Genomic DNA, 12,681 nt, shown 5'->3' with positions numbered 1-12,681 from the left:
ATTTAATAGAAGCTGATAGGTAAATAGAAATCTAATTCAAACTCTTCATTTTCATTCAAAAAATGGTTTTTATGATAGTGAACAAATGCAGGTGTTGACCTCAATTTAAACCCAGAAGCGGGTAACCATTGCTCTAAAACGGTACTTATCTGCGGAAGCAATTCACCGTATATACCATGTAATCGGAATACCGCGTGCAATCCTCCCGGGATCACCATTTGATTAACCACTCCTCTGTATTTCAATGGCTTATCAATCGAGATACAAGCGACATAGCGACACTTATCTAAATCGACCCAAGCAGGGTTTGAGTGATGCAGCCCAAATTGCTCCGAAAAGTCTCGATTCTCCGAACTCGCCCACGCCTTAAGCACTAACCAAGCATTACGAATCGAGCGGTTGTAACCTTCATGTCTCACATACGCGGCGAGGCGATCCTCTGCTTCTATGATTTTCGGTTGAGGCAACGCTCTATTTGCCACTCGTCGGTAGCCCTCTGCTACTTCAACATCTTTCAGATAGGGTTTATCTGACACTTGTAAATCATGCTTTCGCCACTCGCCTGGTGACATATGAAATGTCGATTTAAATGCTCGACTAAAAGAAGAAAGAGAGTTGAACCCACAATTATTCGCAATATCTAAAACCGTTGATTTAGTGTCGAACATCAACTGATTGGCGGCATATTCCATTCGAGTGCGTCGAATGTATTGATGGATCGACTCTCCCACCACCTGTTTAAAAATACGGTGAAAATGCTGCTCAGAGTACGCCGCCACATCCGCAAGCTCTTTTGCTGCCAGTTCTTGGCTTATATCTTGATGAATATAGAACAGAACATCATTAATTCGGGATGTATGTTGTTGGCTCATGATCTCAAATAGCATAAATGGACATATTTATAAGCATAAACGGACAAACCGAAACTCGCAATGCTCTGTAGTATCAATGAGAGAAGAATAAAACAATAAATAAAAGCAAAAAGACAGGAACGCACATGGAAATCGCACAATCACTGCAACAGATACAGTCATCTTATATTCGAGAAATACTCGCCGCCGCTTCTGACAAAAATGTCATCTCTCTTGCAGGTGGTCTTCCTGATGAGAAAACGTTCCCCATTGACTTAATGCGAGAAACGCTTGAGCAACTGTCCGATATGCCTGAAGTGTTCCAGTATGGATCAACTGCAGGTTATGCCCCCTTATTAGAACACCTGACCGATGTATATCAACTTCCTGACAGCCATATGCCAATGATTTGTACAGGCTCTCAGCAGGGGCTAGATTTGATTGCTCGTGCGTATGTTGATCCCAATGATACCGTGGTAATGGAAGCGCCGAGCTACTTGGGGGCGATGCAAGTTTTTGGGTTAGTTCAAGCCAATATCGTGACCGTATCTCAAACGGAATTTGGGCCGAATATCGAAGAACTTAAGCAGTGCTTTATCCAACAAGCACCTAAGATGTTCTACGCAGTGCCTGATTTTCATAACCCGACAGGCGTTTGTTGGTCACTCGAAGTCCGTAAACAGGTTGCTGAATTATGCATTCAATATAACGTAGCCTTTATTGAAGATGCCCCTTACAGAGAGTTGAGATTTATCAACGATGCTCTGCCTATGGTGTCGGAGTTCTGCCCACAACACTCCATTGTGTTGCGTTCATTTTCTAAGATTGCCTCTCCAGGGTTAAGAATTGGCGCGGTAACGGGCAAAAAAAGCTATTTAGAACCGCTGATCAAGGTAAAACAGGGGGCCGATTTACACTCTAGTGTTCCGATGCAAGCCCTATTATTAGGACTGCTCAAACACCCTGACTTTGAACAGCATATGGCAAAGATCCAGGCATTGTACAAGCAACGCTACGAAGTTCTGTTCTCTGAATTACAACAACAGTTACCGACAAATTGTGTACTGAAACCAGTCGATGGCGGCATGTTCGTATGGTTATCCCTGCCAGATTGCGACACGTTTGAATTGGCTAAAACCTTACTTGCCAATGGTGTCGCGGTCGTTCCTAGCCCTGTGTTCTATCCACAACCAGAAAACACACCGGCTGCCGTTAGACTTAATTTTACCAATGCCAACCCGCAAGAGTTAGTGGAAGCGGTCAAGCGACTGGCGAAGGTGCTTAGACAAACCATCGTATAAATCTCACTTTTAAATGGCACACAAAAAAAGCTGATATGAAAATATCAGCTTTTTTTATTCTATTTATCTTATGAGATTAAGCGCTAGGCTTGTCTGTATCCGCCAGTGCCATTGAGTTTTGTTGCTCATGAATCGTATTCACACGCACTCGTTTCTCTGGTTCTAGCCCTTCATAAGCCATGAGGTAGATATCACTGTGAATGTGCTCAGCGATCATTTTTACCATCAAACGATTATTGGCGTATAAACCCAATGTCTCTTCACGATGAGAGAACATTATCGCTAGCTTCATATCCACGACACACATGAAACGATGTGAAGGGTACTCTAATTCATCATTCTGAGAACGAGAATATAGCTCGATTTTTTCATGAGGAGCCTGAATGCGATTGAACGAAAAAACAATGATTCGCACGCCACGCTCAACAGCATCGCACAACTCTTTCTCAAACAATGAGAGATGAAAATCAGTATTCAGATAGATCTCAAGGTGCGCTTGATTGATCATCTCTTTCGCCTTCTGGATTAGATTTTCAAATCCAGACACGTTATAGACAAACTCTTTCTCTTCTTGGAGCATCATTTTCGACAGTTCAGTTTTAAGCACATTGATATTCTCAACGGTCTTCTTTTCGATCTGACTGAAAATCAACTCTGGAGACTTCGCTTCATACTCTTTGGTCTCCCCTTCCGACATAAAAATGTAGCCATTCTTGTACAGATTATCGATTGAAGAGTACACAGATGAACGAGACAAAGAGATCTCTTTTGCAATTTTATAACCACTTGCTCGGCCGTTTTTCAGCAAATTAATATAAACAAGGGCATCTGTTTTGGTAAAACCAAAATCCATTAATTTGGTTACTAGCTCTGACACGGGTTGTCCTCTAAAACTATTCAAAACATCTTCTCTCTAAGACTACCACTCCTAAAACTATGAGCGTAAATGATTAATGTGATTTTTTTTAAATATATTAAGAACCGGTAAGGTGACGTTCTAACTCAATGCTCCAGATCGTATTAGGCAAGGCAATAACGTGGCGCCTAGCGCAAAAACAAACTCATCAGACAAAGATGTATTATCTATATCGTGTTTGATTTCTGGGATGATACTAGGCTCGCAATAACGAGAGAGCGCCACTTTCAGATCTTCCCCTAAAAAGCGATAGCGGCTGGCCGCCCCAAATAACTGCAAAGTTGCAGGCATGAGCGATTGGATAGGAGCAATCAGTGCTCGTGCCAATTGGTCAACAAAAGCACGATATATACGAGTTGCATGGTGATCACTTGCTTCAACCAGCTGGTATATTTCTGCAAGCGTACAATCTTTCAACACAACTTGATGATACTGCCTTTCAATACCTTGCACCGTAAGAAACTGATCTAAGCAAGCTTCTTTTCCACAATGACAAACGGGAGATAGCCCATCAATAAGCCAGTGATATTCCGGTAAACGGCTATGCGCCCATTCGAAAAGTCGATTTTTCCGTGCCGCATGTTCATCATCAACGAATACGATACTGCAATGAGCATCAATCACCGTACTGAGCACGCTTTCATTTGACGTTGTCGGCATCATTTGCCGCTTAACTAGCAGAGCCGCGTAAGCAGATTGAATCACATTACATTCAATACCTGTCTTTTGATTTACATCATTCGCAATAGTGTCCGATATAAGAACGTTGTTGCCATCTCTCTGGTAGAACTCTTCGGACACACTTAACCCGATGGCGTTAGGCCGCCCATAGCCCCACTCAATATTCCTGACTAAGACTTCAACCGCTTGAAGCAACTCAGGTAACGTTTGAGGCGTCTTCTGCGAGGTTCGATATACTTCATCTTGCCAAGACGTTGTGACCACCACAGTACGGATCCATTGATTATCTATGGATATTCCTAACACCAACGAGTTCGACATCCGTTACTTCTGACCCATCTTTACTTCATTGAGAATACGATACCCATAAGCATCTAACTCAATGTCGTCGCCATTAACTTGAACGCTCTTTTGAGCAGCCGAATTATTGAGTACAAACGTCACTTTTCCACGTTGATACGCAATACATTCGTCATCATTTACCGTTAACCACTCGATTTGTGGCTGATTAAACTCAGGATGCGACTGCCTTAGTGCAACCAGTTCTTTGATAAAGTTTTTAAAGTCATGGTCTTGCTCAGATTCATCCCAAATCATGCATTTTCGGTTATCTTCACTTCCCATGCCTCGCCCGCCGTCCATGCCTATTTCGCCACCATAATAGATACAAGGAGCACCCACTTGCGTGAACATAAATAGATACGCGAGTTTCGCTTTACGTTTATCATTACCACATAGAGTCAGAATACGAGTAGTATCGTGGCTATCGAGCAAATTAAACATCGCTTCATTGACGTTATGAGGGTAAGCCAAATATGAAGTGCTTACCGCGTGCATGAAGCTCTCTTTATCAAATGCTGCCAATGCAAAATAGTCTGTGATTGCTTGAGTTAATGGGTAGTTCATCAGCGAGTCATACTGATCGCCTCGTAACCATGGCATTCCCTCATGCCAAATCTCACCTAAGATGTAGCAATCTGGCTTAATGCCTTTTACTACGGTGCGAAAATCGCGCCAGAAAGAGTGATCCACTTCGTTGGCCACATCTAAACGCCAACCATCGATATCAAACTCTTCCACCCAGTAACGCGCAACATCAAGAAGGTATGCTCGGCACTCTTCATTTTCTGTGTTGAGTTTTGGCATCTCAAGTACGTTACCAAAAGTCTCGTAGTTAAAGTTCCAAAAATCCCATTCATCTTTTGGTGTATCGGGATAAACCGGGAACTTATTGATCCAAAACCAATCGGCGTATTTAGAATCTGCACCTTTTTCTACCACATCGAGCCACAACGGTGACTTATCACCAATATGGTTGAATACCGCATCGAGCATGATTTTCATTCCACGCGCATGCGCCTCTTTAACTAACGCTTTAAAGGCTTCATTACCGCCAAAATGCGGGTCAACGTTATAGTAATCGACCGTGTCGTATTTATGGTTAGCGTTGGCTGTAAAGATAGGACAAAGGTACAAACCATTGATCCCAAGATCTTGTAAATAGTCTAACTTCTCAATGACTCCCCAAAGATCGCCTCCCATGAAGTTAGTAGACACAGGCCGAGTTCCCCATGGCTGCACTTCTGCTGGTGAAATTTCAGGTCGACCATTAGCAAAGCGTTCAGGAAATATCTGATACCAAATAGTGTCAGGAACCCAACTCGGTGTTTTCAAAACATCACGTGGATTGATATAAGGGAAGCAATAAAAATTACTTAAGTTACTTAACTCGGCTTCGGCTTCATTCGGATCCGACAGATCTGCACAACGTTTTTCACCAAATAGAATTTTTTCTCCGTCTTTGCCATACAGAATAAATCCATAGCGACTACGACGTTTCGGCGGCTTAAATTCGGCGAACCAATGGTCATGGTGTTCCGTCTCTCCTTCATGGATCATAGGAACTTCATTTCCACCTACCCAGCCATGAGCATCACTTCCGCCGAGATTACCACCATCGAGTCCACCTTCAGCCCAGTGATAAGGGTCACCTATCCATAGCGCCACACGTTCAATTTCGCCTTTTGCACTGCGTAATCTTAAGTGAAGCGTTTCATTATCATAGGCGTAACTGTCCGCACTCTTTGCCGAGTGTGTTAGCGAGCTTTTTGTAATCATGTGTGTATTCCTGATTTTTATTCTTTTACTGCACCGCTGACGAGACCGGTGGTGATGTGTTTCTGCGTTGCAACAAACAGCAACGTAATTGGAACGGCAACTAACAGTGAACCTGCTGCAAAGAGCGTAAAGTTCTCAGCCGAGTTAGAAGAGATCCAACTGAAGATACCAATAGCGAGAGTCATTTTTTCTTCGCTACGTAATATGAGAGTCGGCAGAATGAAGTCCATCCAAGGACCTGTGAACGACACTAACCCCACAAAAACTAAGATAGGTTTTGCCAAAGGTAATATTATCTCTATGAAGATGGTCATGTGCCCTGCACCATCGATTTTCGCCGCTTCATCCAATGAGGTTGGAATCGCATCGAAGTACCCTTTCACCAGCCACACCATAAATGGCAGTGAGCCCGTGACATAGACAAACAATAAACCTGCGTAGGTATCGATAAGGTTCAATTTCGACAACAAAATATAGATTGCGGTCATTGATAAGAACGCAGGAAACATTTGCAGTACTAAAATGCTCATCATGACGTTGCGTTTACCTTTGAAGCGGTAACGAGAAAATACAAAGGCTGAAATCGTCACGACGACAAGTGAAATCAACATGTTTGCCGTTGCCAGCATAAAGGTATTCAGATACCAATCTAAATATGGAGTATCGGTAAAAAGCGCACGATAGTGATCAAGCGTGAAACCTATATCCGTAAAACTTGAGCTAAATAAGTTATTACCGGGCTTAAATGACGCTAAAACCGTCCAAATAACAGGGGCAAGCACAAGCAATGCATTTAACGTCAAGAATAGGTAAACAATCGCGGTTCCTAGCTTTCCAATTAACTTTTCCATTTTACATTCCTACATCATCTTTAAACGATTTCATTCGACTAAATTGCCAGATCGCAATACCAGATAAGAACAAGAAAATGACAATCGAGATTACCGAAGCGATTTGATATTGCTGGAAGTCCAACGTCAGTTTGTAGATCCAAGTGATAAGAATGTCCGTATGGCCTGCAAAACGGTATTCAGGATTAATCGGTCCACCTTCTGTCAGCAAGAATATCGCACCAAAGTTATTGAAATTATGTGCAAAGGTCATCACGAGAGATGGGGCAACTTGGTGAAGAACCATAGGTAGCGTAATTTCCCAAAACTGCTGAAGCTTACTCGCACCATCGACTTCGCTTGCTTCATAAAGATCGGCTGGGATATTAGTTAGCGCACCCGCAATCAACAGCATGAAGTAAGGCGCTCCAACCCATACACTGATCGCAATGACTGTGAACTTAGCCATGATAGGGTCAGATAAAAAGGCGACCGAATCAAAGCCCCATGTATTCAAAGTCGCGTTAACTGGCCCGATACCATTCAGCAATAAGCGAAACATTAATAGAGTGACAAACGCAGGGATCGCATAAGGAAGAATGAAAATAAATCGCCACGCTTTCTTCGCTTTAATCTTTTTATTCTCTAGCGCAAGGGCAAGAAGAAAACCAAAACCACAGGTACATATCGTGGCACAGAATGCCCAGATCACCGTCCATGACGCCACACCGAAAAAGGTGCTTGACCAAATTTTTAACTCAAATAGAGAGAAGAAATTTTTAAAACCAACCCAATCCACTAAGTTGCGGGGAGGGATATGATTCGGTGCTGAATAGTTAGTAAATGACACCAGTACCGTGATCAGAATTGGTAAAATAATAAAGGTGATACAAGCGATAAAAGCAGGCGATAACATGATAAAGGCAAACTTTTTATCGTAAATATCTTTCAACTGCCCCATTACCGACAAACGACATTGCCCACATTGTTGCGCGTCTTTCACGTTTGAAATATACAAACAAGTAATAAGAAAACTAAACAATAGAGCGATAACCCCTTCCACTAACAGGTAGATGGAGTTGTCACCTTGAAATACTTTAAACCCTTTACGAACTTGTGCCACATCACCAAGAGATATCAATCCTTTCAGAGCAAGAATAAGGTCAGGTAGCATCAGCAATGTCATGACCTGCATTGCTAAAAACACCCCTCCTTTAACCCAGTGCCCTTTCCGTAATTGAGAACTCCCCATGATAAGGATAGAAGCAGGCACCTTCGATGCCGGCTTAGTCTCTGTTAACAACATAAATGACCTTCTATTCCTGCAATTCGATCTGTTCTTTAATGATATTCATTGCTTTATCTAGCACCTGTTTTGGCGTTTTATCGTTCATCCAAAAATCAGTAATTGCACTTGCCATTGGAGACCAAATAAAGCCCATTTCAGGTACAGACGGCATTGCATCTGAATAGAACCCTTGAGTAATAATGGCATACGTAGCTTCATCTGCATCGACAATAATATCTTCCATTACCGACTGGATAGGCGGGATAGATTCCGTCATTTCGTAACGCTTTTTAAGCATTTTTTCAGATGATAGATAATCGGCAAACAACTGAGCCGCTCTTGGGTATTCGGTGTATGAGGAGACAACCGCTAGACGCACTGTCGAGAATGTTCTCGGTTGCAAGCCATTTAACTTCGGCATTGGCACCACCCCAAAATTAACACCGGAGTTTTGGTAACCCTGAATTGCCCAAGGTCCATCAATAATTGCCGCCACTTTACCTTCGCTAAACAGCCCACGTCGAACTTGAGGGTTGCGCATATCAATTGGGTTCGAATTATTTGCCGTTTGAAGTTGCTTCATTGCAGCCAAACCTTGCTGCGCTTTCTCTGAATTGATGCCGATATCTTTCGCATCCGTACCATTGTTACCGAATTCATAAGCACCATATAGCGTCACGAACATTCGCGTTTCATAATAGTTTTGAATATCCCACAGCAAAGCGTACTTATGTTCTTTCTTGTTATTGAATTGTTTTGAAAACTCAATCAACTCTTCAAACGATTCAGGAGCCTTTGGAAGCAGATCTTTGTTATAGAACAGCGCGGTTGTCGCAAAACTGACCGGAAAGCCATAATCGACCCCTTCGGCTTTAGAAGCACTGACTGCATTTTGCATAAAAGTAGAATTAATACGCTCAGCCGACACCAAGTTCTCCATTGCGCCACCCGCAACCACCAAGCGCCCTAGAAGGTCATGTTCAATTTCTGCCACATCCGCAACGCGCGCCGAACCTCCATCTTGAATAAGGCGAGAGGCCGAATCAATTGGAGCTAATCCACGGAATGAGAAATCAATATCATAACCAAAGCTCTCATTAAATGACTCCGCTGCAAACTCCATGTATTCAACTGTTGTACGATCCGTCCAAATTAATAGTTCAGCATCGCTTTCTGGCTTAATTTCTTCGGCGGTGACAGATCCTGCGATCAAAGCGGAAGTCATCAAAGCGGTTGTTAGGATATTTTTTTTCATATCTACTCCGTGAAACATTGTAGTAGTCCATAAGATACGACTAGGTTAGATTTGAACAGAAATAAGTCAACACAAATTGAATAAACAACAAGCATATTTGTGATAACGATCAACTAAAAGCCATGACAATCTGTCTTCCTATATTCAATGAGACAGCAGAGAGCATATGGGTTTATCGTGTCTCTGCCACTAAAACTCTATTGAATATTGGCTAACAAGCGAGCATTTGTGATGAAGATCAACAATTACCACTACTAAAAGTGACCAATCTCTCATTTGTTATAAATCCAGGGAGAAAAAAGAAATTAAATGCAGAACAATAATTAGGCGTTCAACGTGAACTACTAAATATTCATTGCATTGAACTATTCAATAAAAATATACCGCTGGATTGATAAGGAAATACTGTGAAAAAAACACTACTGTCCGTACTAATCGCGAATACGCTTGTCCTTAGTACCACCGCATTCGCTTCAGATGACCGAGGATTTGCCCCTCAAGACACTTTTTTTGATGACGCTATGCAATTTGGTGGGCACGTTGGATCATCAATTGAGTATGAATACAAAAACACAACTGACTGGGCCAAATGGGGCGGAATCAAATCAACAGAACAAACAAGAACCCACGAAGTGGTAAGTCTGTTCTACCGAAATGCGAAATGGAATTTATCGGCTCTATACGCGTTCAAATTAGAAGACCGTAAGAAAGAGCTCATAAAACAGGACGGAAGTCATTATTCTGAGACTGAAGATGGATATAAGCATCTCCTATCACTTGATAAAGGCTTCAATATTGGCGGGGGTTGGGCGACAGGTGCCGTCTACGATATTGAGTACACAAGAAGTCAGCTATACAGCACGGCTGGTACATCAGGATTACGAAAAACGAAAACAGAGCATAGCTTTCGACCTTACCTAACTTATTGGAGCAATGAATATAACGCTGGCTTCTACTCCAACCTTGAGTATCTGTATAACGATGAAGATAAAAGTGCGTGGGGAACCGTAAAAGAAGAAGGCTATAGCTTGTTGTTCAAGCCATATAAACGGTTCGATAATTGGGAGCTAGGCGTTGAGTTCTTCTACCAAATCAAAGAGAACGATGCCAATGGCTCTAAAGTCAGTGATTTTACAGAGAAATACTTCGAACCAATCGTTCAATACAGCTTTGATGACGCAGGCACCATGTATGTACGCGCTCGCATCGGTGAAAATGAAACCAATGGTATCAATAGCAATGATGACTATTTCAAAGACATCCGTAAAGCGACCATTGGTTATGAGCAAGCTGTAGGTGACGACTGGTTAGTTAAAGCAGAATATGAGTGGGCGAAAGATACTGAGACATCAAATATGGATCAATACGCTGGCGATGAAAAAATAGTTGAACAGAACACTCTATTCTTACAAGCTCTATACCGTTTCTAACTATCAGACAATGGCAGACAAAATATTATGATAAACGTTTCAGAGATAGCTCAAATCGTTGGCGGTAACATTGAAGGCGACGAATCGATGGAAATTAATCGCATACGCCCCGTTCGCAGTGATGAACAAGGTGGTCTTGCGATTGTTTTCTCGAAAAAAGATCTCAAAGCAATATCTGAAACCTCGGCTGATGTAATTATTGGGCCATCAAGTATTTTGTCTTGCCCTGCTAAAACAAAAATTGTCATCGACTCGGTGGATGCTGAAAAGCTAAACCACTTAATGCGATATTACAAAGCCAGTAAATATAAGCTATTTGATCAAGGTAACACATCTGAAAACCCTGATGTTTACATTGGTAAATATTGCCAAATAGGTCAGGGCTGTCACTTCATGCCGGGCGTAAAAATAATGAATGGTGTCACCATTGGTCACAACGTCGCTATTCATGCCAATACCGTCATCAAGGAAGGGACCGTTATAGGAGATAATGTCACCATCGATTCCAATAACTCAATCGGCAATTACAGCTTCGAATATATGACAGGCAAAAAAAGCCGTTACGAACGTGTAGAAAGTGTTGGCAGAGTCATTATTGAAAGTGATGTCGAGATTGGTTGCAATAACACCATCGATAGAGGAACCCTTGGGGATACTATTATCGGACAAGGCACCAAAATTGATAACTTGGTTCAGATCGGCCACGACTGCCACATAGGAAAACACTGCTTACTGGTGTCTCAAACAGGATTTGCTGGACATACAATTCTAGAAGATAACGTCATCGTTCATGGCCAAGCAGGAACCGCTGGGCATTTAACCATCGGCAAGAATTCTGTGATCAAAGCAAAATCAGGCGTCAGCCACTCGTTCCCAGCAAATAGTGACTTATTTGGTTATCCCGCGAAAGACGCAAGAGCCTATTACAAGAACTTAGCCGCTCTCAATAAATTAACCAAAAGTTCAAAATTGAATCAACAACCAAAAGAGATCGGAAAAGAGAGAAGCTTTTTCGCCAAGATCTTTAATTTTTAGCCATTTTATAAGTAGTGAAGAATCACATGGACGAACCCATCAATATCATTGAAGCTACCATCCGAGCTTGTAATAGCAAGATATATGTAGAACTTGGAAATCAATCTTGGTTGCATATTCCTGAGCATCAACAAGACAAGCTTAAAATGTATATTGATCAACCCGTTGAATTTGGTATTCGCCCCGACTTCATTACGCTTGCAAAACACAACGAGCAACTTAATACCATCCAAGGAAAAATAACAGAGCTTCACTGCAAAGATAATGTTCAGCATATTAGCTTTGAATTAGCCAACAGCCTCATCACTTCGAAAGTTCGAGGACGGATGGTCACCAATAAAAATATTGGTGAATATTTCAGATTCAATTTTGATACTTATTTCAGTCATATTTTCGATCTAGAAACACACTCCAATATCACTATATAAATATTAGTCAAAGAACAATAAGGAAATTAACGATGAAACACAAAATTCTGCTTGCCGCTATCTTGTCTACTGCATTAATGGGTTGTGCGAGTACATCAGAACCAGCCGCACCAAAGCAAGCTTTAGCCACAGGGCCTTTTGCCGACTGTAACCTCCCAACAGTAGAAGAACGTGGCCCAATTCGCCCTTCTCTATTTGTTGTTGGTACTTTCCCTGATGGGCAGTGGATGCATATGGATAATCGCCAAATGCAATACAAAGGCAACGGAATCTATCAAGTCGTCAGCGAAGAAACTGCGGGTAACGTTAGCCTTCAGTTTGCCACCATGAGCTGGAATCCTCAATTTACGGCAAATGGCAAAGCAATGACGGCTGGCTACGTAAAAGAACTCAAACGCGGTGGCTTTGCCAAAAACACAGTGGTCAATATTCCAGAAGATGGCAAATACCTGTGGAGTATCGAAGTGACCGAAGAGAAAAAACCAGTAAGAGCACTGATCAAAAAATGTAACTAATCTCAACCTGCGCTTCATTGCTTTTTCGAAGCG

Annotated in this window: 12 protein-coding genes; 5 read left to right on the top strand and 7 right to left on the bottom strand. The window is 42.1% G+C overall.

The genetic code is table 11. The features are described 5' to 3' along the window. Positions 1-2: 2 nt before the first annotated feature. Entirely contained in the window at positions 3-872 is an 870-nt protein-coding gene (locus tag OCV39_RS16680) for an AraC family transcriptional regulator (RefSeq protein WP_113798788.1), read from the bottom strand. Positions 873-997: 125 nt separating this feature from the next. Between OCV39_RS16680 and OCV39_RS16675 the strand changes: the two genes are divergently transcribed. Beyond that, entirely contained in the window at positions 998-2,152 is a 1,155-nt protein-coding gene (locus tag OCV39_RS16675) for an aminotransferase-like domain-containing protein (RefSeq protein WP_261890057.1), read from the top strand. A 76-nt stretch (positions 2,153-2,228) separates the two neighbouring features. Here OCV39_RS16675 and OCV39_RS16670 read toward each other — a convergent pair whose 3' ends face one another. The 6 genes from OCV39_RS16670 to OCV39_RS16645 all read right to left on the bottom strand — a co-directional run bounded on the left by OCV39_RS16670 (position 2,229) and on the right by OCV39_RS16645 (position 9,240). Further along, on the bottom strand, positions 2,229-3,029 hold the full coding sequence (locus OCV39_RS16670; protein ID WP_171755634.1) for a TrmB family transcriptional regulator: 801 nt from the start codon (positions 3,027-3,029) through the stop codon (positions 2,229-2,231). A gap of 120 nt (positions 3,030-3,149) precedes the next feature. Next, complete coding sequence (locus OCV39_RS16665) at positions 3,150-4,070, bottom strand: ROK family protein (RefSeq protein WP_261890056.1); 921 nt, start codon at positions 4,068-4,070, stop codon at positions 3,150-3,152. 3 nt (positions 4,071-4,073) lie between these two features. Next, complete coding sequence (locus OCV39_RS16660; RefSeq protein WP_261890055.1) at positions 4,074-5,867, bottom strand: glycoside hydrolase family 13 protein; 1,794 nt, start codon at positions 5,865-5,867, stop codon at positions 4,074-4,076. Between the two features lie 17 nt (positions 5,868-5,884). Next, on the bottom strand, positions 5,885-6,718 hold the full coding sequence (locus OCV39_RS16655) for a sugar ABC transporter permease (protein WP_017052432.1): 834 nt from the start codon (positions 6,716-6,718) through the stop codon (positions 5,885-5,887). Position 6,719: 1 nt separating this feature from the next. Continuing rightward, a complete protein-coding gene (locus OCV39_RS16650; RefSeq protein WP_017052433.1) occupies positions 6,720-8,003 on the bottom strand; it encodes a carbohydrate ABC transporter permease in 1,284 nt (427 codons plus the stop codon). A gap of 10 nt (positions 8,004-8,013) precedes the next feature. Beyond that, on the bottom strand, positions 8,014-9,240 hold the full coding sequence (locus OCV39_RS16645; protein WP_017052434.1) for a sugar ABC transporter substrate-binding protein: 1,227 nt from the start codon (positions 9,238-9,240) through the stop codon (positions 8,014-8,016). A 407-nt stretch (positions 9,241-9,647) separates the two neighbouring features. On the opposite strand from OCV39_RS16645, the gene OCV39_RS16640 reads away from it, so the two are divergent. From OCV39_RS16640 to OCV39_RS16625, 4 genes are read left to right on the top strand one after another with little or no spacing between them, the layout of a single operon-like run. Then, complete coding sequence (locus OCV39_RS16640) at positions 9,648-10,670, top strand: porin (RefSeq protein ID WP_136994966.1); 1,023 nt, start codon at positions 9,648-9,650, stop codon at positions 10,668-10,670. A 27-nt stretch (positions 10,671-10,697) separates the two neighbouring features. After that, complete coding sequence (gene lpxD / locus OCV39_RS16635) at positions 10,698-11,705, top strand: UDP-3-O-(3-hydroxymyristoyl)glucosamine N-acyltransferase (RefSeq protein WP_261890054.1); 1,008 nt, start codon at positions 10,698-10,700, stop codon at positions 11,703-11,705. Positions 11,706-11,731: 26 nt separating this feature from the next. After that, positions 11,732-12,133 (top strand): hypothetical protein, encoded by a 402-nt coding sequence (locus OCV39_RS16630; protein WP_136994968.1) that lies wholly within the window; start codon positions 11,732-11,734, stop codon positions 12,131-12,133. A 32-nt stretch (positions 12,134-12,165) separates the two neighbouring features. After that, the gene (locus OCV39_RS16625; protein WP_261890053.1) at positions 12,166-12,648 is read left to right on the top strand and encodes a glycosidase; all 483 of its coding nucleotides are present in this window, start codon (positions 12,166-12,168) and stop codon (positions 12,646-12,648) included. Positions 12,649-12,681: the final 33 nt, after the last annotated feature.

Source organism: Vibrio cortegadensis, assembly GCF_024347395.1.
Taxonomy (GTDB): Bacteria; Pseudomonadota; Gammaproteobacteria; order Enterobacterales; family Vibrionaceae; genus Vibrio; species Vibrio cortegadensis.
The sequence above is the reverse complement of the archived record's forward strand: the minus strand, read 5'-3'. Positions and strand labels throughout refer to the sequence as shown.